At 56.3% G+C, this 22,777-nt stretch carries 19 protein-coding genes and 1 pseudogene; 8 read left to right on the top strand and 12 right to left on the bottom strand.

The features are described 5' to 3' along the window. Positions 1-9 precede the first annotated feature (9 nt). A complete protein-coding gene (locus ACMGFH_RS20635; protein WP_415380489.1) occupies positions 10-1,251 on the bottom strand; it encodes a hypothetical protein in 1,242 nt (413 codons plus the stop codon). 130 nt (positions 1,252-1,381) lie between these two features. Between ACMGFH_RS20635 and ACMGFH_RS20630 the strand changes: the two genes are divergently transcribed. Continuing rightward, entirely contained in the window at positions 1,382-4,294 is a 2,913-nt protein-coding gene (locus ACMGFH_RS20630; protein WP_415380488.1) for a DUF6884 domain-containing protein, read from the top strand. On the opposite strand, the gene ACMGFH_RS20625 is transcribed toward ACMGFH_RS20630, so the two are convergent. Then, a complete protein-coding gene (locus ACMGFH_RS20625; protein ID WP_415380487.1) occupies positions 4,291-4,581 on the bottom strand; it encodes a winged helix-turn-helix transcriptional regulator in 291 nt (96 codons plus the stop codon). The genes ACMGFH_RS20630 and ACMGFH_RS20625 overlap by 4 nt on opposite strands. Positions 4,582-4,689: 108 nt before the next feature. Here ACMGFH_RS20625 and ACMGFH_RS20620 point away from each other — a divergent pair, with 108 nt between their 5' ends. From ACMGFH_RS20620 to ACMGFH_RS20610, 3 genes are read left to right on the top strand one after another with little or no spacing between them, the layout of a single operon-like run. Further along, a complete protein-coding gene (locus ACMGFH_RS20620; protein ID WP_415380486.1) occupies positions 4,690-5,724 on the top strand; it encodes a tRNA-guanine transglycosylase in 1,035 nt (344 codons plus the stop codon). After that, the gene (locus ACMGFH_RS20615; RefSeq protein ID WP_415380485.1) at positions 5,721-6,602 is read left to right on the top strand and encodes a hypothetical protein; all 882 of its coding nucleotides are present in this window, start codon (positions 5,721-5,723) and stop codon (positions 6,600-6,602) included. The genes ACMGFH_RS20620 and ACMGFH_RS20615 overlap by 4 nt, the downstream gene beginning before the upstream one ends. Continuing rightward, complete coding sequence (locus ACMGFH_RS20610) at positions 6,599-7,759, top strand: BREX system ATP-binding domain-containing protein (RefSeq protein WP_415380484.1); 1,161 nt, start codon at positions 6,599-6,601, stop codon at positions 7,757-7,759. Before ACMGFH_RS20615 ends, ACMGFH_RS20610 begins: the two co-directional genes overlap by 4 nt. Before the next feature lie 23 nt (positions 7,760-7,782). Here the strand turns inward: ACMGFH_RS20610 and ACMGFH_RS20605 are convergent, their stop codons facing one another. Next, positions 7,783-8,703 carry a DUF955 domain-containing protein gene (locus ACMGFH_RS20605; protein ID WP_415380483.1) on the bottom strand — a complete coding sequence of 307 codons (921 nt, stop codon included), beginning with the start codon at positions 8,701-8,703 and terminating at the stop codon, positions 7,783-7,785. Between the two features lie 265 nt (positions 8,704-8,968). Here ACMGFH_RS20605 and ACMGFH_RS20600 point away from each other — a divergent pair, with 265 nt between their 5' ends. Next, positions 8,969-9,997, top strand: a complete 1,029-nt coding sequence (locus ACMGFH_RS20600) for a Cdc6/Cdc18 family protein (protein WP_415380482.1) — start codon at positions 8,969-8,971, stop codon at positions 9,995-9,997. A 180-nt stretch (positions 9,998-10,177) separates the two neighbouring features. On the opposite strand, the gene ACMGFH_RS20595 is transcribed toward ACMGFH_RS20600, so the two are convergent. Then, the gene (locus ACMGFH_RS20595) at positions 10,178-12,298 is read right to left on the bottom strand and encodes a DUF262 domain-containing protein (RefSeq protein ID WP_415380481.1); all 2,121 of its coding nucleotides are present in this window, start codon (positions 12,296-12,298) and stop codon (positions 10,178-10,180) included. 156 nt (positions 12,299-12,454) lie between these two features. Continuing rightward, complete coding sequence (locus tag ACMGFH_RS20590) at positions 12,455-13,144, bottom strand: SOS response-associated peptidase (RefSeq protein ID WP_415380480.1); 690 nt, start codon at positions 13,142-13,144, stop codon at positions 12,455-12,457. 183 nt (positions 13,145-13,327) lie between these two features. Between ACMGFH_RS20590 and ACMGFH_RS20585 the strand changes: the two genes are divergently transcribed. Then, positions 13,328-14,302 carry a hypothetical protein gene (locus tag ACMGFH_RS20585; RefSeq protein ID WP_415380479.1) on the top strand — a complete coding sequence of 325 codons (975 nt, stop codon included), beginning with the start codon at positions 13,328-13,330 and terminating at the stop codon, positions 14,300-14,302. A gap of 2 nt (positions 14,303-14,304) precedes the next feature. After that, positions 14,305-14,628 carry a hypothetical protein gene (locus tag ACMGFH_RS20580; RefSeq protein ID WP_415380478.1) on the top strand — a complete coding sequence of 108 codons (324 nt, stop codon included), beginning with the start codon at positions 14,305-14,307 and terminating at the stop codon, positions 14,626-14,628. A gap of 104 nt (positions 14,629-14,732) precedes the next feature. On the opposite strand, the gene ACMGFH_RS20575 is transcribed toward ACMGFH_RS20580, so the two are convergent. Continuing rightward, positions 14,733-15,218: a hypothetical protein gene (locus tag ACMGFH_RS20575; protein WP_415380477.1), complete on the bottom strand. Its 486-nt coding sequence runs from the start codon at positions 15,216-15,218 to the stop codon at positions 14,733-14,735. 414 nt (positions 15,219-15,632) lie between these two features. Further along, positions 15,633-16,490 carry a hypothetical protein gene (locus ACMGFH_RS20570; protein WP_415380476.1) on the bottom strand — a complete coding sequence of 286 codons (858 nt, stop codon included), beginning with the start codon at positions 16,488-16,490 and terminating at the stop codon, positions 15,633-15,635. 390 nt (positions 16,491-16,880) lie between these two features. Here ACMGFH_RS20570 and ACMGFH_RS20565 point away from each other — a divergent pair, with 390 nt between their 5' ends. After that, complete coding sequence (locus ACMGFH_RS20565; RefSeq protein ID WP_415380475.1) at positions 16,881-17,306, top strand: hypothetical protein; 426 nt, start codon at positions 16,881-16,883, stop codon at positions 17,304-17,306. 19 nt (positions 17,307-17,325) lie between these two features. Here the strand turns inward: ACMGFH_RS20565 and ACMGFH_RS20560 are convergent, their stop codons facing one another. The 5 genes and pseudogenes from ACMGFH_RS20560 to ACMGFH_RS20540 all read right to left on the bottom strand — a co-directional run bounded on the left by ACMGFH_RS20560 (position 17,326) and on the right by ACMGFH_RS20540 (position 22,679). After that, complete coding sequence (locus ACMGFH_RS20560; protein WP_415380474.1) at positions 17,326-17,778, bottom strand: hypothetical protein; 453 nt, start codon at positions 17,776-17,778, stop codon at positions 17,326-17,328. Positions 17,779-18,052: 274 nt separating this feature from the next. After that, positions 18,053-18,454: a hypothetical protein gene (locus ACMGFH_RS20555; RefSeq protein WP_415380473.1), complete on the bottom strand. Its 402-nt coding sequence runs from the start codon at positions 18,452-18,454 to the stop codon at positions 18,053-18,055. Beyond that, positions 18,451-19,328: pseudogene (locus ACMGFH_RS20550) on the bottom strand (ParA family protein). Before ACMGFH_RS20550 ends, ACMGFH_RS20555 begins: the two are co-directional and overlap by 4 nt. Before the next feature lie 133 nt (positions 19,329-19,461). Next, positions 19,462-20,781: a hypothetical protein gene (locus ACMGFH_RS20545; protein WP_415380472.1), complete on the bottom strand. Its 1,320-nt coding sequence runs from the start codon at positions 20,779-20,781 to the stop codon at positions 19,462-19,464. A gap of 131 nt (positions 20,782-20,912) precedes the next feature. Further along, positions 20,913-22,679, bottom strand: a complete 1,767-nt coding sequence (locus tag ACMGFH_RS20540; protein WP_415380471.1) for a restriction endonuclease — start codon at positions 22,677-22,679, stop codon at positions 20,913-20,915. Between the last annotated feature and the right edge of the window lie 98 nt (positions 22,680-22,777).

The following is a 22,777-nucleotide window of genomic DNA, read 5'->3' as shown; positions in this document are numbered from 1 at the left end:
CGATTCCGATTACACGATAGACGTTTCCAGTGCCCAGATATCGGATTTGGGATCGAGTTCCGATTTGGTGCCAGTCCCCCGCTCTGTCAGAATTCCGGCGTGGTAGAGCATCGCCTTGTACTGGAACGTTGTATGCGTCGAGTAGACCTCTCCCTCTGTGAGTGCCGAGGTATCGATGACTTCCCCGTCTTTGTCGCTGAGCACGCGGTCGCGGTATTCTGATCGCGTGCTAATGAACAGATCCAGCGTGAAGTTCGGCCGCTCTGCTGCGACCGCGCTCGCAACGGTCGCCAGACTCGGTTCTGTCACTCCATCCTGAGCGAGGTCGTCAAGCGTGTTGACCAGCACCTGCGTCGGCGGGTACGAAAGCAGAGATTGCCGGACAACAGTCCCCATCACAGGACACTCGTCGATGAACCGTCGACCGCTCCCGGTGAGAGCATCGATACAGTCGAGAGCCGGTTCAAGTCCGCCGTGATGGAACCGAATTGTCCGAACGGCTTCTCTGCCAGCCGGCGTGAGCTGGGGGCCACCAAGCGATTTTGACACCAATCCGATCGCCATCGCATCTAACCGGGCGTCGTCGACGGACTGGATCACGTAGTCCGTAAACACGTCGGCTGTGTCTCCTGGATGTTGAATCGCGAGTGCGTACCCGAGTGCATTCTTCGGATGGTTCTTTTTCAGACTCTCGACGGCCGTTCCGCCGAGTTGTGCGTGAAAGCGAACGGTTTCGGCTGTCGGCGTGGTTTCCGTACCCACGAGTCGCGATTTCTCGACGACGTCGACGTGTCCCTCATCGATAGCCAGCAATCCGATATTGAGTTCCCGAGCCAGCGATCGGTCTTCGTCCGAGATATATCCCGTGGGGACCGCAGCGAAGCCAAGGTTGGCCTCACCCAGGTGGCCGTGAGCCTGTGTAATGGCGATGCGAGTCGTCTTCTGGCTATTGTGCTCGGTTTCCCCTTTGGCTTCGATTATAGCCAGTGGAAGCGCGGTGACTGTGTCCTCGATGGCACCGCGGTACGTTCCTGGTTTCGGGGGCGCGAGTATCGCGTCGGGGTTGCCGCTGGCCATCTGGAGTGAATTAATCGGTTCGAGTTGTGAGCGAGTATCTGCCCCAATCGACTGGTTTCCCCATGTGGCTGCTTTGAACTGGGCGTCGACGACGGCAAATCCACGCTCAGCGTCCGACGGGAGCAGAAAGTCCTTCGCTCTCGCGAGTACGGCTGGCTCGATCAGCGCGCCCATTAGTCATCGGGGGGACGATCTCCGACGCCATAAACACTCCTTTGGAACTGACAGTGAACTGGCTATCACGAGCCATGGAGTCACAACTATAAGCCAGAACGCGATACACCGGTATGGTGACCGACGAACAGTGAGGTTCTATGTACCCGAGTGGGACGACGCCGTGGACGCGGGGTACGATTTCGAGCACGACGAACTGTCGACACTCCACCGGCAAGAGCGTGATCTAGATTATATCTGGGATATCTTCGAGAAAGACGAAACACCCATCGACGGCGTGCTTATTTCTCGTGAACAGGTCGAATCGACCAAGCGCAAATCGAAACGCCTCGCCGAGCACGGCGTGTACGATGATCCGATTCTCTCAATTCCGGACTGGCTACCGACGATCAGTGACTGCGGCGCCTGGGGATACAAATCGTTCCCCTTCCCTCCGTATGGGAACGCCGAGATGCTCGATTTCTATGAAACGCTCGAAGTCACTGTGGGCGTCACGATCGACCATCTCGTCCTCGGATCCGGGAAAGAGAAAGGGCGGCTCTACCTAGACGAGCGGGCATTCCAGAATGGGTTCAAGAAGTCCGATATCCCGGACGAGATAACGGATGCAGTCGACCTGATGATCGACGAATGGCCCGCCGAGTGGCCTTCGTACGTCGCCGAGTACGAACCGTCCATCTGCACCGGACCAGCTACTGACGTTAGCGCCCTCACCCCGGAAGACTTCGAGGGAAGCGTCGAAGCGGTGCTCCAGCGATTTGCGGACGACCCGCGTGCGGTCTACCGGCAGGACGACAAACAGTTTCGATACGACCTGACCCTCCAGAACGCCCGTGAAATCCGCGAGCTCTACGAGCAAGGCGACTACCCCTTCCGACTGATGGTCGCGATTCAGGGATGGAAACCGGAGAAATACGTGCAGGCCACGGAAGCAGTTCTCGACCTCGGATACGACTACGTCGGTATCGGAGGGGTTGCAGGAAGTCCCATCCACGAGGTCCGGAAGATCGTCAAAGACGTCGGCAAGGCCGTGAAGCACTACGAACGGACACACGAAACCCGCGTGGACACACACGTCTTCGGGTTCGCGAAGTCAGAAGCGTTCGAGACGATCGGCCGGTCGGGAATGGCGAGTTTCGACAGTGCCAGCATGCTCCGCTCTGCATGGACCGGTGGACAGAACTATCGATTAGACGCTGACGAGCGATACGATGCGATCCGAGTTCGATACCCGAGTCACGGAGCGGATATCGAAGATGCGGTTGAGACAGCGCTACGCGGGCGTGAAACACTTGAAGCACTTCGAGCGTATGCTAACGGAGAACCGATAGCGGAGGCGTTACGGGAGTGGGAGCAAGCCGCAGACGAGACGCTCACCGCGGCCGAAGAGTACCTCCGAGAACACAGACACGACGAGCAGTTCGACGCGACGCGGCTTCGAGATGTCGAGTCGCGACTACGCGAAGACTTCCCAGCGGCTCGGAAGCTGCGAGCCTACTTCAGCGAAGATCTCAGAGATCAGATCGTCAAGTATCTCCGTAGTGACGGACCGGACGACCCGTTACCGTTCGAGGACTACGCGAGTCTCCTCCGAACTGCAGAAGAGACGTTCCAGCGGTTTCCGCGGCTGGCCAGTGTCCTCGAAGTTGACGCACAGAACCCGGCCGGGATGGATCGATTCGAACGGATTTGGTTCGTCCTTCAGGACTACGCCAGTTGGATCGGTGACGAGGACCTACTCGAAGCTTATCAGCAGACGCTCGCGAACCGACCCTGGGAACGGTGTGACTGCCCCATCTGTGAGGAACACGGTATCGAAGTCTGTCTCTTCCGCGGCAACGATCGGAATCGGCGACGAGGCTTCCACAATACCGACCGGTTCTACGACGAGTTCTCCAAATCACTGCCGAAGACACTCGTCGTCACGAAGGGAACGGCATCGCTCGGTGGGTACGAAACTGTAGAGGCGTATCTCAAGAGCGAGAAACCGAAGTTCTGGGATGCGACACACGACCTTCCGGTTGCTGAACTCGGAGTCGTGGACGCGAGCGGGATCCACGAATGGTGGGAGGAGACACCTAGTTCTGTCTCCTTTGCACCTGGGAAGATGGCTGACACGCTCGAAGCATCCCTGAGCCGTTACGATCGGCTCTACGTTCATGATCCAGACGCGTTCTTCGAAGCGACTGAACGCTCGCTGCAGGAGGCAGTCGATGAAGTTCAAACACATCGCCACGGGGAACAACTTCGGGAGAGCGTACTCGCTGACCTCGGTGAGAGTTACTCGGTCGGTCGTGATTTCCTCCCCCATCCACCGGTGCTGGAATCAGATGACGGATTAGATATCCTCGTTATCGACCAGTGCTCCGGGTCCAAGTACGTGCCTGACGGAGCGACGATCTTCGGGGTCGACGAACTCGAGAACCGCTCGAGAGAGGAGCTACTCGGTTCTGAAAACGTCCGTGGGATCGAGGCGAAAGATCTCTATACTGGTCGACAGCAGGAATCCGTTACCGATGCAGTTCGTCGATTGAAAGCCGATGGTCACAATGTAGAGCGGTACTTCATCAGTGCGGGATTCGGCCTCGTCGAAGAGTCGGAACAACTGCCGCCGTACGAAGTGACGTTCAGTGACATGAGCGTCGGTGAGATCAGGGACCGATCCGAGCGACTGAACCTCAAGTCCGATCTCTCGAAGGTGCTCGCGCAGGCTGACTACGATATCGTGTTCTTCACAATGGGGAAGGACTACTACACCAGCATCGACATCGATACGGCCATCCAGCAGGTCCCACCCGACCGGATCGGCGTCGTGTTCAATCGCGACCTCGTCGACGACCAGTTCGAGAACATCGTCTCGGTGCCTGCCCGGACTGAAGACGCAAAACGCCACGGGACTATCGTTATCGGTCTGAAGGGACTGTATCTTGAGAACTTCGCGGAGAATCTCTCTGAGGTTGATGCACTTGATCCAGAAACGATCCGGGCGCTCTGTCGGCACGTGGATGAAGAACCGATCCAGGCCGGGATAGAGAACTTCTAGTCGGAATCTACGCTCGCTTCGAGCAGCGATTCGATAGTCCGCACCGCTTGTAAGAACTCTTTGCCCGCATCCGTTAATTCATATCTCACATCTTTCTTACTCTTCTCAGTCCGTTCTACGAGTCCATAGGCGGCCAAGAGCTCAAGTGAGTCCAAGATAGTAATACTCGATGTGTCTACTGCATCTTTGATCTCGGAGTAGTTCCGATACTCGGCCCCGTCAAGATAGTCGAGTATCTCCACAGTGCGCTTTCGACCGAGAACCTCGCGCACGTGTTCGGAACCCATCTACGGCCTCTTTCGATACCCGAAACAAATCGCCTGCGATTTTGATGTAATATAGCTTTGTTTGGGCAAAGTTTTACAGGAAAGCCGAGCCTACGACAGCGCGTCGCCATGCTGTACAGACATCGATCGCTCGAGACACCACACGGGACGGTCGAGACGCCCGTCCTCTTCCCGGTCAGTAACATCGGGAAACGATCGAGCGACAATACACCAGAATACACCGATAGCATCCCGGACCTGCCCACGGCGATGGTCAACGCTCGGGCCATCCGGAACCGGGAACCGCAATGGAACCGACTCCAGGGGGAGTCCACACTACGGGGGGAGATGGATGTCTCGGATGAGACGATCATCTTCGCCGATAGTGGGGGGTTCGATTTTCAGCAGAACGAGGTCGACACGACTCCCGAAGAGACACTTGAAACACAGTCTCAGATCGAGGCGGACATCTACGGAACCGTCGACGTTCCCCTCTCTAGAGACAACCGGCAAGCGGAGAACCAACGCCGGATCAGTCGGAGTATCGACCTCGCTCTGGAAGCAAGTGAGCGCCACGATGGGGACGCACTCCTCTTCGGCAGTGTCCACGGGTACGACCCCGAGACGGTCCGGAACAGTATCCGACATCTGGAACGGAACGGCGAGTTCGATGGCTACGCCCTCGGAAGTCTCGTCCCCATCCGAACCGACTATGAAAAGGTAACGAAGATTATACTAGCGGCCAGGCGAGCAACGGAAAAACATCTGCACGTCTACGGGCTTGGGGGCGTCACGTACCAACCGCTCCTTCTCTATCTCGGTGTGGATAGTTTCGACTCCTCGGCGTTCATCCGGAGTGCTGGCAATCGGAACTATCTGATCCCGGGGTTCGGGGGCGAACCGATGAAGAACATCGAGGAACTGTCCCACCTGCCGTGCGCCTGCCCGATTTGCAGTACGCGGAGGTTTGATGCGGTCCGTGATGACCGCGATCTCCTCGTCCAGCATAACCTCTGGGCGTTAGCGCTTGAACTGCGCCGATTCCGATACATGGCCGCCGCAGGTGAAGATCTGGAGGGGTATCTCGACCTCCGCTTCCAGGGGAACGAAGTCACAAATCGTGCGTTCCAACTTGCCAAGCAGCAGGTCCGGAGGCTCACATGAGTGACGAGCGACCGACTGTCCGGCCGGTGTCGCTCGCACGACTCGTCGAGGTAGCGCATCTCTGTAGCGACGGACAGCAGACGACAGAAGATATCGAGGAGAAACTTGACGTCAGCCATCGACGAGCTCGCTCAGCTATCCTCGAAGCCTCCCGTATCGCACTCCTCGAAGAATCCGACGATGATTTGTACGAATGTACCGCTGTCGGTGAATCGTTCGTCGAGGCGATTCGGACTGAAGACTGGTTCCGAGTGAGTTCCATTCTCGAGACGCGGAGTCCTCACTACGGCGCGTTCATCGACGTCGTTGAATCTGAGGGCCCGATCACGCTTGAGGAGACGCTCACGGAACTCGAAGCCAGTGCTGAGTTCAGCCCGTACACCTACAATCAGGCCAGTGTCGAGGTGCTCGGCGACTGGGCAGGACGGCTCGGTGTGTTACAGCGCAACGCGTTCACCGGCGAGTACTACGTAACGGAAGAAGACAACATCCCAAACACGTTCGAGTACGCGCTCCTCCAGGTCTACGACGACCTCGAAGAGACCGCTGGAGTGGGCATGCGACAGCGCTATCTCTCGATCCCCGAGGTGCGTGAAGAACTCTGTAGCCGCCTTGGTGCGACACGCGATGCCTTCGACGAAGCACTCGGGTCACTCGCACAGCAGAACGTCGGAAAACTAGAACTATCGGGAGCGCCGGTTGATACCGGTGCCAAAGAGGCAGACTACGGGATCAAGACCATGGAACTCTCCGATGATGAGGGACTTGTCTCAACATCGCAGTCCACCGATCGAGTAATGGCTGGTATCGAACAGTTCGGCAAACAGTATTACTACCTCACGGTCCACGACCGCAACCTCACGTACACCCACTCATGAGCGGAAACTTCACGATTACAGACGAACAGCGCGACTACTCGGAGTTCGGCCTCGAGAGTAACCCGTTCCCCTACAGCCCAGTCCCGAACGATGATCCGTTGATCTACTGTGGCCAGGAACACGTCACCGATCGGATCAGCAATACTGTCTCATCAGTCCTCAGCACGGGGAAGTCGAAACACCTTGTCGTAACCGGGAAGTACGGCAACGGAAAGTCCCATACCCTCAAATACACTCGGTCGCTCGTCCGGGATCGAGACGACGTCTTCGTCGGATACGTGGCCCAACCGGGCGAGGGGTTCCTCGACATCTACCACGAGTTTATCTACGACGTCGGCTTCGATCGGTTTCAGGAGTTGAGCTACGAATACCTCGCTGAAGTCACGCGGGAAGAGACTGACCGAAACCCGATGAGTGCGTCTGCAATGGAGGATTTGATCGATGATGGCGAAGTCCTCCTTTCTGAAATCGTGCCGACGGCGGTCCAACAACTGAGTGATGTGACGAAGTTCGCCGACTTCGCGCGGGCACTCGTACATCTCGTCTATGAAGATACCAATCTCTACGCGTGGCAGTGGCTCACTGCCGAGGGACTCAGATACGAGCAACGCAAGGAGATGGAGATCCACAGCGCGATCGACGATGATACGACAGCTGTGCGGGCCTTCACTGCACTGAAGAACATGCTCCGTGATCTCGACTATACGGGCGTGTTCATGTTCGTCGATGAATTCGAGCGTATCGCTCGTCTCTCGCCGAAAGACGAACAAGCAACGCTGAACAGCATTCGACACCTGATGGATCAGAACAGCCAGGGACTCTGTGTGCTCTTCGGCTGTGCACCCGAGGTCTGGCAGGACGTGATGAGCGAATATCATGCGTTCTCGGAACGGATCGGCCAGGAGGTTGCACTCCGTCCCATGACAGAAGAGCAGATCCAAAGTCTCGTACGTGAATATCTCGACCTCGCCCGGGATGAGTCAAGAGGTGGTATCGAGCCGTTTACCGAGGATGGACTCCAGTATATTCTCCAGCGTTCACAGGGGAATGTACGGCAGATTCTCAGCCTCTGTAGCCGGGTGCTCGATGCGACAATTGACGATGGAGAACCATCTGCACCAATCGATCAGGAGTGTATCTCGGAAGTGATTGAATAACTCTACTAGGAAGAGAGACATCCTCAATATTCGAGGGGCTCCATCAGTTTGTCAGTTGTTCGACTTATCCGATCGAGTCGATCCCGAACAGTTCCGGCATCATCGGATTCCCACGCCGCGAGGTAGAACGCCGACCCGCTCATGTCGAGCCCGCAGTATCGGCCAACGATGTACGCAACGGCTTCTGCCTCTACCTCACGTTTCGACCGTTCGGTGTCGTCCACACCGTCGAAGTGGAGCAGCGCATGTGCGTACTCGTGGATCAGCGTCCCGGCGACCGCCGCCCGGCTCTCTCGATCACGGACTTCGACCGTTGGCTTCTCCTCGGTCCCGGAACGCCCACAGATCCCCTCAGCGTCCCCATGACTCCACTCGCCATGGGAGACTACGTTCACCCTCACACCGATGTCGTCCGCGATGTTGATCAGCTCTGGAAGGAGATTGGCCGCCTCGCCCGTCGCTACCGTGTCGAGTTCCGGGAGTGGCTCGCCCTCGGTCTGAGAGACATCGAAGACAGGCGCAGGCTTGAATCCCACCAATCCTTCTGACCATTCTTCTGGGTCTGTCTCGTCGTACTCACACCCAATCTTCTCGTGGTAACTCGGCGCGTTCTCGCACTCGGGACAGCGCGTCGTGATGATCGGCGCCCAGATCCAGATTGCCGACTCGCCTTCCCGGACGTGCCTGTCGAACTCCGCTTGCCACGTCCGGTACCCAGCGATCTTCGTCGCCTCGGGACACTGCCGCTTGATCAGGAGTGTGTTCCGGTACGAGTAGTCGTGAAACCGACTCTGGACGTCGAGCCACTCCTGAAACTCGTCGCTCGACTGTGCTTCGTCGACGGCCGTGACGAGGTCGTCGATCCAGGCGTCGATCGTGCTGTGCATCTCATCGCGTCGTGTGTCGGTCTCGTCGAAGGAGACCGATGACTCAGTTGTCTCCATGAATAGCGACTCCGTTGGACGGAAGGCGCCTCCGGCAGGACGCGCCCCACCCCTCAGGGGCGCAAACAGAACACACGCGAGCGTCACCCGACCCGTTCCCGGAAATCGGCTACAGCCAAGACTGGTTTTCGGGAAACACCGACCGTAGCCATTCGAAAACGGCACAGAAGGGAGCCTATCGCCGACCCAGATATCCCACTCTCACCCTTTCCCGGAAACGCCCCGCATATGTTTTTGTAGTCAAAGCCGGAACCACTGTACCAGAATGATCCGCGATGCTCGCGTGTTGCGCGCCGGTTTCGTCCCGCGGGAGGTCGAGCATCGCGACGCCGAGGTCAACCACCTCTCCAGCGTGCTCGAACCGGTCACGAACGACGAGCCGGCCAACACGGCGCTCGTGACCGGCCCCAGTGGCGCGGGCAAGACCTGTATCTCGAAGTTCGTCGCCGAGCGCCTCCGCGAGGAAGTCCTCGACGTCGAGTCGACGTACGTCAACTGCTGGCGCAACTACACTCGCTATCGCGCCCTCTATCAGATCCTCGACGACCTCGGTGAGACGCTCGACATCCACCGCCAGTCCACTCCCCACGACGAACTCGTCGACCGTCTCCAGAGCTACGATGGGTCGCGACGCGTCGTCATCCTCGACGAAGTCGACCAGCTCGAAAACCCCGCGGTCATCTACGACCTCCACAGCCTCCCGCAGTTCGCGCTCATCTGTATCGCCAACACGGAAGAGCAACTGTTCGACTGCATCGACGAACGGCTAGTCAGCCGCCTCCGGTCGAGCGAACACGTCCGGATGGACAGCTACCACGACGAACAACTGCGCGACATCCTCGCCGCGCGAGCGAAGTGGGGGCTGGACCCCGACACTATCGAGGCCGACCAGCTTCACCGGATCGCCGACGCCGCTGCTGGCGACGCCCGGCTCGCGATCGGCATCCTCCGCACGGCCGCGAGCAAGGCCGATCGCGAGAATCGCGAGCGAATCACCGACGAACTCCTGCTCGATGCCGCCTCGGACGCTCGGGCACAGATCAAACAGAAGAACCTCGACGCGTTGACGCCCCACCAGCAGGTCGTCTACGACGTCGTCCGCGACCACGGGCCGCTCGGTCCGAGCGAGATTCACGACCACTACAGTGACCGCGTCGACGACCCGCGGACACAGCGGACGATCCGGACCTACCTCTCGAAGATGACCCAATACAACCTGGTAAAAGCTGAGGGCACGAGTCGCGATAGGGAGTACGCACTCGTGGATGCGACCGCTACGTCGGCGACGCAGTGAGGAAATGTCCTAAGAGCGCTGTCCAGCCCGACGAGGTGGAGTTCGCTTTCGTCTGTAGGGAGCCCAGTTCGCAATGCGATCGTGGTTGGTCGGAGCATCCGAAAATCGGATTGAAGTGAATTTCGGTGAGAAGACCAGAACTTGAGATAAGTCGTGAGTGTTCAGCTCACGAACCGAGCGTCAATTCTCCTCAGTATCATAGCCCAACTGTTCCCGAAACCTCTCTTCCTGTGTCTCATCGAAGGTAAGTTGCCAGTGGTATTGGTCGCCTTTCCAATCAGCCGGCATGATACTGCGTCGGAACTCTTTGGAATGTTTCGACGTCAACCCAGCGAGGATACCCGCTAACCCAGTACTCCCACCGACCGATTCATCGTACTCTTCCTCCATGCGACGGATTAGTTCATCGCTCGATATCGGGCCCTCGGCTTCGAATAGCGCTCGAAACATCGCTTCTTGTTTGTTCGAGAGACGGTCGAAGAAATCGGGCGGGAAATACCCCGTAAATTCCTCTCGAGACTCGACAGTTGGTTCATCGATCTTCGGTGGCGAAATTGCCCACTCGTCGAGAGCAAACTCGACCAGGGTATCTTCCCGTTCGTCGATTTCTCGTTTGCCGAACGTATCGAAATCCGCTAATTCACTCTGCACCCGAAGCGCAGATGACTCGTAGTCCTTTTCGCGATTGCCGCTGGCTCGTTGCTTCTCTGCAAATGGTAAGTTTCCATAGGAACTGTTCCAGTAGCGGCTCGCGAGAGTGAGGTTGCCCAACCGGTGAACGTGTTCATCAAAGTGACCCGACAGATCCGATGGAATCTCCTCCGATGGTAATTTCCGGGCTAGGATATGTTCGACCTGGAACTCCTGAGAGAGGATATGAGAGACATCCTTCAGGACTTCTTCACCAGCCTCGGAATCGATCTGCTGTCCATATCGGTAGAAGAGATATTTGATATCTCGGCTGGTGTTACTGTCGAAGAATTCCGGATCGCGGAGTTGTCGTTCGAAGCGCTCGTCTCCAGTGTATCGCTCTGTGATCGAATCAATTCGTAGTACGACTTCCTCACTTTCAAGCGAATCGTCGGTATGGATCTCGTGGGCGAGTCGAACCAACCGACCCCGCCCTGTATCCGCACGGCGATTGTCAATACCGTACATCCGGAAGACTAGCGTCTCACAGGCATCGACGATATCGGCAAATCCACTCGGGTTTTCCTCACCAAACTGCAAGTAGGATGCCATCAGGACAGGAAGAACGTTCGCGAGCCGTCCGAGTTCGAGAAGCAAAATCAATGACGAACGTGGATTTTCGGGCAGCGACTGCGGTTCGAAGATTGCGGCGAACGCAGATGCCCCCTCTCGCAGATCGAGAGTATAGTCATCGATGGCCTCTTGCACTGCTTCGAGTTCACCGGCTCGGTACTGCTCTCGTAATCTCGTTTTCAGCGTCTCGAAGCCCTGAAAATATTCGTCAGAGTCGTATCCATCGTAGAGCCCCCAGTGGAATCGGAGAAAGCTATCTTCGTCGAAATCATCGACTCGTTCGTGACCATTGGAGAGGACGAACAGTTCCCTGTAGATCTTGCCAAAGCGCTGCTTGATTTGCTCTGCTAGTTTTCCCCTGTTGCTGGACCGATCGTCCATGTACATCAGGAAACTCTTCGTTTTGTCCAGCGTTGATAGCGGCCGCCCTCGGTCGTTCAAACTCTCGAAAATCGACGCAGCTTCTGATTCCTCGTCGATTTCGACGACATTGATACGGCAGTCGTAACGAAGCGTTTCGGCCAAACTCCTGATTTCATCGTCGTCGTCCAAATTCTGAAAGTGCTCCTCGAAAAATTCGATAGCTCCTTTGAGTCGCTCTTGTGAAGGGGTCTGTCTGTCGATCTGCGCTGTTCCGAGTACGCCGTCTCGGAAATACTCTTTATCCTGATCTTGCGGAAGTAGTCGGGGACGTTCATCGACAGGGAAGATTAGATTGTCGTGGTCTAGTGTTTCTGCAACTGTGTCGTCGTACTGGGCGGCTACGTGGAGAAAGATAATTGCTGACGTTAGACGCTGTTGGCCGTCCACAACGTGGAAGAGATCGTATTGAAGACCGTTGTCGGTTCGGAATGGATCATCTTGCTTTTCGAGGATGATGTTCCCGAAGAAGTGGGTGCGACCATCCGGAAGATAACGTAGGTCGTCCAGCAAGTCTTGGAGTTGATCCTGTTTCCAGGAATAACTTCGCTGGTAGCGTGGGATATCGAAGAGCCCATCTTTCAATAGCGAGTTCAACTTCTCAGTCCTCGTATCCATGAATATCTATGCACAACAGCAGTGAGACCAATATTTCTTCCCCCGGATATCGAGGCGTAAGCAGATCTCTGGTGGCTACAATTGCGCGGTCAGTCAAGTCTCTACGAAGAAAAGGAGCACTTTCAGAACCCCACTGTTTCCGAAACAGATCTCACCTTACGATGATCCGAACTCCCCCAGTCCCGACTGCTCGTGACCGAGCGGTTCTAGCACAGTTGCTTCATCGTTGTCGGGATTGTTGACCTGCGTCGAGATCTCGTAGGCATCTAGATTCCCATCAGGATACGGCTGACAGAGCTCAGCCCGCTCGCCCGGACCCGCAGTCAACCATTGGTCTTCGGCGTCGGCTGGCAATACGACCGGCATTCGGTCGTGGATCGGGGCCATCAGGTCGTTTGGCTCGGTCGTTAGAATCGTCACGCAGGACACGTCCTCATCGTCGCCATCCCACGTTTCCCACAGCCCGGCGATCGCGAAGGCGGGGTCGTCGGGACGATAGACCCGATACGGTTGCTTCGGCCCGCCGTTTCGTTGTTGCCACTCGTAGAAGCCCGACGAGAGCACGAGACACGGGCGCGATTCCCAGGCGTCCGCGAACGCGCGCTTCTCGGCCGCTGTCTCTGAACGGGCGTTGATGAAGCCCTCTTCGGGGTCGTCCGCCCAGGACGGGATCAGACCCCAGTGGAACTGATCGATCGCTTCGGTCGCTTCGTTCGTGATGACCTCCAGTGACTCTCCGGGCGCGATGTTGTACCGCGGCGTGTACCCGCCGTCGGTGACGACCGTCGCATCGAACCGGTCTTCGAGGTCGTCCTGCGGGATGAACAGCGATGTCCGACCACACATGAATCCGTCTACGCACTCCGTGGGCTTGAACTCCCGACCCGCCTGGAAGGCGCTCCGGAAAGGACACTCCTCTACTACAAATTCGCAGGACGGGGCCGCGATCTGGATCCTCCGAGTCGCCGTTCTCTGAAACCCGGAAGGGACACGCCACGGCTTATTCTGAATCCGTTCCTCTTTGCAGATATGTCAGAGCACACTACGACGCAGTCGGACTCGATGGCGACCCGGCTGTCGGTCGACCGGCCCGTCCGCGATGCCGATCGGAACCAAGAGTTCGCTCGCGAGGGCAACCCAGCCGGCGAGGACGTCTTTCTTCCCTCACTCGAACCTGGGATTACGCTCCTGGACGTCGACGGGTCACGCGGCGTGCCCGTCCTCCAGTCGCTCGTCCTCGACCATCTCCTCATGCACGACGGGCCGGCCTTCTGGGTCGACGCGGACGGCCACGCGACCACGACCTCGATCTCCCGGCTCACCCCGAGTCAGCGCCTGCTCGACCGGATTCACGTCGCCCGTGGGTTCACGGCCTACCAGCACTACGGCGCACTCTGTGACCTGCCCTCGGCCGTGAACAGTCACATCCAGACAACGACCTCTACCGACCCGTTCGTGACTCACCGCCGCGACCGCAATGACCACTCAGCAGACGATTCCGACGCAACCCCACAAACGCCGTCGCTCGTCGTCGCTCCCGCTGTCGACGCGCAGTACCGGGCCGACGACACCCTCGGGGACCGCCACGCCGAGATGCTGCAGGCCCGCGGGCTCGCCCGTCTGCGGGAGTACGCGACGGGCTACGACATCCCCGTCCTCGTCACGCGGACGGCCGACGACGGCGTCACCGCGCCAATCGAGACGACCGCCGACCGCCACCTCGTATGCGAACAGACCAAGCTGGGACCGCGCTTCGTCGGCGACGAGTTCGAGACGCTCGTCTACCCGGTCGGCGACGGGGCGTACTACCAGACGACCTTCGCCTACTGGCGCCAGCTCCTCGGCGAACGTGCTGCCACCATCGGGCTGGAACCCGCTGGCCTCGCCCAGAACGAAGACGACGAAGTCGGGCATGGGGTGACCGTCGACGGGACGACGCAGACGCGCACGGCCGACCCGCTGCTCGATGCCTGGCCGGCCGCCGTAAACGCGGGCGGGCGATAACGATGGGGCGGACGAACCCTACCTATCGGGATGCACTCCGGGCGATCGAAGAGCGTTGGCAGACGTTCCGAAAGGCGCTACGACGCCAAGACCAACCCCGCTTCGATCAGCTGTTCACCTACGCCCGGGAGCACGCCGACGCGAGTGGCCTGCTGAACCATCAGAGCCCGCTCCTGCCCGCGCTGCTCAGTATCGACCTCGAACAGGAGGCGCGGCTCGACGACCACGCCGAGCGTCTCGATGAACTCGAAGCCGCGGTCGAACAGAGCGGACAGGGTGACAAGAGGCAGTTGCGCCACAGCGATCACGACCGGGACGGTCAATGACCGGCTCTGTTGCAACCCTCTGTAGGAGACACATTCACCCTGGATGCGGTCAATATAGGGGACTCACGTACCGATCAACCCGTAGATTCATCTGGTATGGCCGTTTAGTCGTCCGCAGGCGAAACAGTTGGGTCCGTGGTACCTCCCCGGGAAAATCCATCGTGGATGGCGGCAGTCCCAAGTGCGATGGCGTACATGATGACAGTCATCACGCCGGTCGCAGTGAACGCGAACGCAAACCCGTCGGCGGGCGAGGTAAACAAGCCCGGCAGTGCCAAGTCGTTCCACACATGTCCGATAATCAGGGTCAGCCGTGCGAGGACAAACCACGCAGCAGCAGCAGTTAGCGCGAGTGCATTAACCCGTAGGACTGTCCCGATATCATCAAGTTCGGGTGACGGGCGGGAACCAGTCGTAAACGCGATGCCCCGAACAAAGGCATACATCAGGGCCATCACCAGACCAGCAACCCTTGCTCCAGTTCCGAGAAGCGGGTGCGAGCCAATCCAGGAGGCTACCAGCCAGAACACCATAATGCCAGCAATCGGAACGCTTTCTGTGAGAACCTGACGGGGACTTCGGAGCGACATAATGACGGGTTCTGGTAGTGTGTCCAAAAAACTGCTGGATAGGTAAATGCCACTTTTAGCTACCGTATCGCCATATCAAACTGAGGCCTGTAATCTAGTGACGTCCGGGTGAGTTACCAACTCTAATCACTGGCGGTTCTGCAGAATTCACCTTTTAGTCCCCTCACTCGATCACCTTGATATCCGCCGACGCCGCCATACTGCATACGCGCTCTGTATCTCGCACAGTTGCCAGAATACGTGATTGGATTGTCGGGTACGTCGGTGGTTAATATCCAATCGACTTGAACATCTCCTCGGTTGTATCGGCATATCTCGAGAGAATATGATCGGGGTCGGACTGTTTGACCGCTCGGAGATGCGTATCTCCGCGGGTTATATTTAAAAAATTAATTAAATCATTACAACAATGATCTACGCGGGACCTGGATCAGTCGTTTTTCCATCTACAATGTCTTTTTCACGGAAGCTTTCTTCATAATCCCATCTTTTTGTCTTAGATGCAACAGAGAAAGATATTCCACCGGTACCGATTGAGATCCCTTCGATTTTACCAACCGGATAGGTGTGTGCGTAATCGAACTCTATTTCACGATCAGACGGGCTAAGGTCCTCGTTTGGTTCTACTCGTAGTCCAAACCATGAATTGTAACCGGATGCTATGCCACCGTCTTTAAATATGGCGGCAGCCCCATGGTTTGGATCTTTGGAATTAAACCCATTCGGATCTTTTGTGAGATTACCACGTTCATAGTACACCCAGTCCTCTTCGTAAGTTCGATCATAGTGGTTACTAGCAAATGATATACCAGCCAGATCTGGGGGATTTTCCCCATAGTCATCGAGGTCGCCTGCTTTGTGATTCCACTCCAGATCAATATCATCAAATGGAGTGACTGATTCATTATGTCTGGTATACGTGAATGTGAATGTCGATTCTACTCTATCGAGCTTGTCTGGACTAGGCCCAGAAGGTGTTCCAGAAGGTGTTTCAGAAGGTGTTTCAGGAACTGGGTTAGAAACTGTTACTTGAGACGAACCTGAAGATAGCTTTTCTTCCTCTTCAAGATAATCGTGCCATCGACTGGCACTCCAATTATTCTCTTCCCGGAGTTCCAGCGATTTCATATAAGGATCTTTCTCGTCTTTTGTGTCTGCTAATACGACATTTGATGCGAAGGGTAGTCCTACGGCTGCTACACCGGCCTTCTTGAGAAAACTCCTCTTTGTACTCTTCGGCCCAACCTTCTTTTCCGAATTACTTTCTCGCATTGCAATCTAATTGATAGTATCTATGGCCATAAAGCTTCCTCAACTAATATAAAATATATTATGGTATGTGTGAATTATCCATCGGCTCTAAACTGATCTTTGTCCACTTTAATTCAATATGGACAACAATAGATTGAATTCATACTAAGAGACCAATTGGGCCAAATTTCCACATCTGCAGATCAGTAAAAATATTTGTAGTGTATCAGAATTCTCCACTTGTGACGGTTGAGAACAGATTATCTGGTCAATATGCATACCTACCTAACAGGGATTCCATTAGTTAAGGAAGTGAAATAAAGGCGCGCAGCGATCCTATCCTCCGAGGTTTTGTGTGGAAACGATCGAAATCAAAAGTTCTACCACTCTCGACATAATTGAAATACACCAATGGACCTCTCAGGGGCAAAACAGATCGTAAAAGACAGCGACGTGAACGAATGGAAGCATTGGGGAGAGCCCGACACATGGACAAATCAACAGAGAGAAATGACGATCGAAGCGGTACGCCCCTTCTCAGAGGGGGACATAGGCGAGTTTTACGGAGATTGGGCGAGCCGATCTTTTGATAACCCCGACGTGAAGTTAGGCGGTATCCGACTCAAATATCGAGGGGTACCCTACTACGAAGGCGATATCATATACATCGGCCAGCAGACCTGGCGAGCGTATATCCCACTCCCAACGGGGACAGATGCAGACGAGAAGTCCCGGCTCTCAGAGTTCGGTTACGAGCTCGGTAAGAAAATGACTGAACCGGCGAGCAACAAGGATTTCGACGAAGTGCTTGATATCGGCGACATAGAAGCTCAGTAACCCTCACACGAGCCGAATTCTACAGGTACTGCCTGACGCTACTGGACGTCGCCACGGCAACCCCGTCAAGACCCTGTTCGTCGACGAACTTCTCACCGACGACTGTATCGTCGGTCACGAGCACGCGCTTGTAGCCGGGCATCGCGAAGTCGCGGATCTGCGCGGCGCAATCGACTAGGTCGTCTTCGAGCGCCTCGGCGGTGTCGACCTCAACGATCAGGTTCTTGTTGTCGAACCCCTCGACGATGAGATCGGGCACCTGTGCCGTATCGAGGACCCCTTGCGCGTTGCCGTCCGCGTCTACCTCGTCGTCGACGTGGTCAACGTAGATCGACGCCGACTCGTCGGTGTGGCGATCGACGGTGTTGAACGTCTGCTTCACCACGCGGTCGTGCAGCGACGTTCTGTAGCGGTCGTACAGCGCTGAACCTCCAACGAGGGCGGCGAGCCCCAGTAGTGCCTTCTTGGCCATTGTTCTGTCCTCGGCGTCGCTAATGCACTCGGACAGATAAGCCTTCCCGCTATCTGATGTATTCGGAACTTGTGATTGGTGATGGTAGTAGTTCCATACACACAGAATCCGTATTGGTATAACACAATATTATCATATAATCGTTCGGGAATCAGGCGCGAATTTTGACGCGATTAAGCCACTCAGTGGTCCGTGGGTTGCGAAGAATGTCGGTATCCGCGGGAAACTCGAAGTTGTCACTCATACGGTTACAATATTCTGACACATCGAGCAGCTATTTGCGGTGTTCGTAGCCCGAGCCAAGAAGGATATCAGCGAGTTCGTCTGAGTGTTCGTCCGCGAGCTCCCAGACGGCTTCTCGAAGGTCAAATACCGAGAGGTCCTTCGAACTGATACCCATCTCGTCGGCTACGCGCTCGTGGATGTCGTCCTCCAGTTCGGAGTACTCGTCCCAGAGGAGTGCGACGTGCTCGTTGTTCCGGTCTTCTTTGACCGTCTTCCGGGTGAGGACGTACGGGAGTTCCTCAGTTTCCTGTATCGACTCCGACTTCCCGCTGTTGTCGAACTCCGTGGCCGGTTCGTCGTCTGTCTCGTCGGGTTCAGTAGTCTGCTCCACGGGCTCGGGATCCTCGGCGAACGGGTCTTCCCCGGCGCCGTCTTTCATTCCATTCGTCATGCGTGCATCACCTCGTGGACGAGGTCACCAGCTTCCGGTGGGTTCGGCGCCTCGATCCCGGCGCGCTCTTCGAGGTACCGGGCGATTCGGTCGTACTGCGCGAGCGGGTCCAGCTCGTAGTCGCGAAGGCGGTCGCGATGTTCCTGGACGTAGGTGAAGGCCGAACACTGCTGGCGCCAGCAGCCCTCCATGAGCGACGTCCGCTCGGCGATGATCTCCGGCGTGGAGTAGTCGATCTCGTCGAGGATGGCTTGCTGGTCGTTCGTGTTCTTGACGCCAGTCGGGACAGCGGCTAACACCCCGACTTCGATTTGTAATTCCGACTCTAGCCCGTTCACGAGCGCTTCAAACCCTTCGACTGCTGCACGGCCCTTCTCGCTTGGTTCGACCGGGATCACGAGCGAGCGCGTCGCGTGAATGGCGTTGTGGAGGTGGACGCCCTCGGTCGCCGGCGGGTCACAGATCAGAACGGCGTACTCGTCGCGAACGCCCCCGTCCTTCAGCACGCGGAGCAGTGCGGTGCGGGTACCGAACGCTTCGCCGATGGCCTCAGCCTGCTCTTTCTCGCGATCGAGCCAGCCGTCCAGGTCGGCGAGGTTGTTGTGTTCGGGAACGATGTCGATGCCGTGCTCGGTCGTGCGGATGAGATCGTGAAAGTCGCCTTTCGGTCGGCGGATCATATGATGGGCGAGCGTGTCAACGTCGGCGGCGCGATCGTCGTCGACCCCGAACAGCCGCGAGAGTTTCCCTCTTGTGGGTCGAGCGGTATCACGAGCGGTTTCAGACCGGCGCGAGCGTGTGCGACCGCGAGGTTCGCGGCGGTCGTCGTCTTTCCGACGCCGCCCGCCTCGGAGTATGTGCTGTAGGCCAGCATGGCCGGTATATCGCAGATTTCGGTAAATAATTAATTTATTCTATTGGTTCATTTGGTTCGTTGAATGAATTGATCCATTCCATCGGTTGAACCGATTGGTTGAACCGGCCGGGAGGTGTATTCGTGTGCTCAACTATGATAGAGGGTTTGAGTCCAGTTCTTCTAACGATGATCTGGAGACGCGGTATGTCTCGACATTCCACACCCAATCAACTGGGGTACCGCATTTTGGGCACTCCGAGTGGTCTTTCTTGTACCACCAGTACGCGCCACAGTCCCAGCACTGGATGTCGTCTATCGGGCTTGACGGGCGTTCTACGTCTATAGAACGAGATGGCCGGAATTTCTTCATTACCTGCTCTTCGTACGTGCCCGGGATGAGAGCCTCTGCGCTACCGCTGATTGTCGGCGTCGCTGGATCTTCGATGTCGACCGTTCCCCACTTCTGGAAGGCGCTCGATCCGAGAGGACCCTTGAACAAGAACAGTTCGTCCTGTTCTAGCCAAGAGAACAGGTGGATCGTTGCGTCGACGTGATTCTTCCCGTAAGTGCGGTCGTAGTTGTACGGGAACTTGAACTTGGCAGCCCAGTCAGACTCGTCCCACCACTCTCTGAGTACGTCTGCACTCCATTCGCCCGGAAGTGAGGCCGGGACCTTCGCGTACGGCCAGATGTCCAGATAGTCTTCCGGTGGGTTGAAGATATCCTCCCAGCTGGTCTCGTTCCAGATACGTTGAGCTTGGTCGTCGTGCCACTCGGGAGGCATCCGATAGGTCACCTGAGCGGCCGTGAATTGAACCCCCCATAGTTTCCCAGGAGTGATCTGTGTAGGGACTATGGCCCGTAACGCGTGGTTAGACGAGACATTGTAGGGCATTATTCGCGAGCGTCTGAACGGCTCGTAGTCGAACTCGCCACCCCACTCGGATTGTTCGGGTACTGCGTTCGGCCAGACTGGAACGACAGTGCCGCCGAAGAGGTCGACGTCCCGATCGTCCTCGGAGAACTGCTCCTCCCAGAGCCAGACAGGAGTGTAGCCCTCTGAGAGGTACTCTTCGGTGACGGCCTCGATGTCCTTGGACTCGTTCTTGTGCTGGTACTCGATCGCGAGCCCGCGGCCATACGTATCGTGAGTCTCGGTGAAGACGGCGCGTGCGTCAGCTCGATTGTCGCCGACGAACTCTTCTGTCCGACTCCGTTCTTCGTCGCAGTCGAACTCCGTCATAGCCTTCGAGAGCGCGACGTTCTTTCGGCGGATGTGGATATCCGATTCACCGCCTGCGCAGGAATCACCCTCGTCAGGGTTGTGGCGGAAGTGGGCAGGCGTGAAGATGTCCTGTTTGTTCGGATTCTGTTCGTTCTTCGTGTGCGCAGAGACGTGGTGAGACGGCGCGCCGCAGTTGACACACATGATGTCCGCCGAGTCGTCGAAGTTATCGTGAGGTCCCACCACATCCCCCGCGATTAACGCTCGCCACATAGGTGTAAATCAAATATGAATTCGGGTATTTTCAACCCTCTGTGACCAGGGTGAAAGTGGTCAAAGAGGTATGCCCCTGCGTCTTCACCGGAAACGTGGAGTGATCACGTCGTCCGAAGGTGATCGGTCCTCGGTTCGTATGCTTCTCCCTTTTGTTTCAGCTGTTCAATCTCATGCTCAGCTTTTGCTCTGTCCATTCCTGCCCTGTCTGCTCGTTCAACAATCACATCTACGGGAGCCCCATCTTCATACTCGTCTTCGATGTCCTCTATTAGCGTCTTGAGGTCCTCTATCCGATCCCTCTGTGACTTGGTTGTGCCAATCTTCTCTTCAATCTCGTTTTCAAGTTCGTATCCCAGCATCGTCACTGACTTGTCGAGCAACTCGCCCCACACATCCGAAAATTCGCCTATCGCAATTGAGCGGCAAGCGAGCGGCCACGCAAATTGGAGTGAATACGCGATGTCAACCGGATGAATAGCATCTCCAAGCCGAAGCTTTGCACAGGCAGTAGATAACCTGAGGAGAGTGTCTTTCTTCGGTAGTTCGCGAATAGTGAGATCCTCATCTTCACCGATAAACTGTTCCAATACCGTCAATACACGATTGAAATCAATCTCAGAGACGTCGATCTCTTTTGCGCGCGCTTTCGATAAGTAAGTTCGCAATCTGTCTTCAGAGACACCGCTTCCAGATGTTTCAATTTGTAGTGCCGGCGGGACGGAAAGGTAGTGGCTACCGACGTCTACGCAGACCGCGTCGCAGCTGTAGGCTATTCGAGGTGATATTGGAATCTGCTCATACAGAGTTTCATACTGATCGAACGTCCCGTACCTCGGTTCAGTTGTAAGTAACAATGAACTGCCGATATCTCGTTGATTTACCGTGCCGTCTGCCCGTGTGAGAAGATGTTGATTGAGCGGTTCCGCCAGCTTGTCTCGGTTGGATAGATTGTCGAATTGCTTTAACCAGATAACATCCGGGTCGCCAGCGGTGAGCAGTGCTGGTTTTTCTTTCCCGCGGTCGTAGTCTCCGTAGAGAGTCCTCTCGGAAACATGGCTACAATTTACTGAAAGTGTTGGACGCTGACATTGTGTCCAGGCCCCGATCTTGTCGACTGGCATGGAAGGTGGCGCGATAACAGCAACATCGAGTGGGTCGCTACTTGCTTGCTGGAGAAGTAGCGCAAATCGCGTCCGATAGGACAGTTGGTCCGGTAGACTTCGTAGCAGGGGTCCAAAATCGACATCAACGGGATTGTCGGTGTCTAACCCAGGTGCTTGTGGCTTCGATTTGGGATCCGGAGCGGGCGGATGCGAGATAGCAGACTGCTCAATTAGTGGGTGGTCCACAGAGCCCGCGCCTTCGTCGTTGAATGCGTTCTGTCCAGAATCCGTCCGGACGTACCCGTGTTCGCGAAGTTTTTCTGCATCGGCGTACTCGCGAACTAACTGCAGTAGGTCGTCGATGTCGACGAGCTTGACGTTCGCCCGATCTGCAGATGTTCTCGCACCGCGAGTGAACGTGCCCGTTGTAACGAGAATTACCTCGTCGACGTCCGATTTAGTGTGCAGATACGAGACTTGCTGGACCTGTCTTCGGTTGATCGAGTCACCAGATTGTAATCGTTTGGCCTGTATCAGCCGTTTTTGGGGATATATGCCGTCGCGTCTCGCGATGATATCTACCCCGTCATCGTTGTTCTCGCGGGTGACTTCGGTCTCCCACCCCATCGCATCCCACAGTTCGGATACGAAGAACTCGAAACTTCGACCGTTGATCGACTGCAGCGCTTCTTTGAGAGTATCGTCCTCAGTTTGTGAAGTCTCGCTCACACCCATGCGAGTGTCTGGTTGCGGATCGGTGCCCATGACTTGCTACTTACGTACAAGATTCTGCGTTATCAATTGTCCGACACCAGAGTGAAAGTAATATGCACAGTACACATCAAGGATTACATTACAACAGG

Source organism: Halosimplex rarum, assembly GCF_047715405.1.
GTDB classification, from domain to species: domain Archaea; phylum Halobacteriota; class Halobacteria; order Halobacteriales; family Haloarculaceae; genus Halosimplex; species Halosimplex rarum.
Note: the sequence above shows the minus strand (reverse complement) of the source record. Positions and strands in the feature narration are given on the sequence as shown.

Coding starts and splice junctions, on each gene's coding strand:
- ACMGFH_RS20620 (WP_415380486.1), top strand. CDS start 4,690: ATGCTGTACAGACATCGATCGCTCGAGACACCACACGGGACGGTCGAG.
- ACMGFH_RS20600 (WP_415380482.1), top strand. CDS start 8,969: ATGATCCGCGATGCTCGCGTGTTGCGCGCCGGTTTCGTCCCGCGGGAG.
- ACMGFH_RS20570 (WP_415380476.1), bottom strand. CDS start 16,490: ATGCGAGAAAGTAATTCGGAAAAGAAGGTTGGGCCGAAGAGTACAAAG.
- ACMGFH_RS20585 (WP_415380479.1), top strand. CDS start 13,328: ATGTCAGAGCACACTACGACGCAGTCGGACTCGATGGCGACCCGGCTG.
- ACMGFH_RS20560 (WP_415380474.1), bottom strand. CDS start 17,778: ATGGCCAAGAAGGCACTACTGGGGCTCGCCGCCCTCGTTGGAGGTTCA.
- ACMGFH_RS20595 (WP_415380481.1), bottom strand. CDS start 12,298: ATGGATACGAGGACTGAGAAGTTGAACTCGCTATTGAAAGATGGGCTC.
- ACMGFH_RS20565 (WP_415380475.1), top strand. CDS start 16,881: ATGGACCTCTCAGGGGCAAAACAGATCGTAAAAGACAGCGACGTGAAC.
- ACMGFH_RS20635 (WP_415380489.1), bottom strand. CDS start 1,251: ATGGGCGCGCTGATCGAGCCAGCCGTACTCGCGAGAGCGAAGGACTTT.
- ACMGFH_RS20590 (WP_415380480.1), bottom strand. CDS start 13,144: ATGTGTGGTCGGACATCGCTGTTCATCCCGCAGGACGACCTCGAAGAC.
- ACMGFH_RS20605 (WP_415380483.1), bottom strand. CDS start 8,703: ATGGAGACAACTGAGTCATCGGTCTCCTTCGACGAGACCGACACACGA.
- ACMGFH_RS20615 (WP_415380485.1), top strand. CDS start 5,721: ATGAGTGACGAGCGACCGACTGTCCGGCCGGTGTCGCTCGCACGACTC.
- ACMGFH_RS20580 (WP_415380478.1), top strand. CDS start 14,305: ATGGGGCGGACGAACCCTACCTATCGGGATGCACTCCGGGCGATCGAA.
- ACMGFH_RS20575 (WP_415380477.1), bottom strand. CDS start 15,218: ATGTCGCTCCGAAGTCCCCGTCAGGTTCTCACAGAAAGCGTTCCGATT.
- ACMGFH_RS20610 (WP_415380484.1), top strand. CDS start 6,599: ATGAGCGGAAACTTCACGATTACAGACGAACAGCGCGACTACTCGGAG.
- ACMGFH_RS20555 (WP_415380473.1), bottom strand. CDS start 18,454: ATGACGAATGGAATGAAAGACGGCGCCGGGGAAGACCCGTTCGCCGAG.
- ACMGFH_RS20625 (WP_415380487.1), bottom strand. CDS start 4,581: ATGGGTTCCGAACACGTGCGCGAGGTTCTCGGTCGAAAGCGCACTGTG.
- ACMGFH_RS20540 (WP_415380471.1), bottom strand. CDS start 22,679: ATGGGCACCGATCCGCAACCAGACACTCGCATGGGTGTGAGCGAGACT.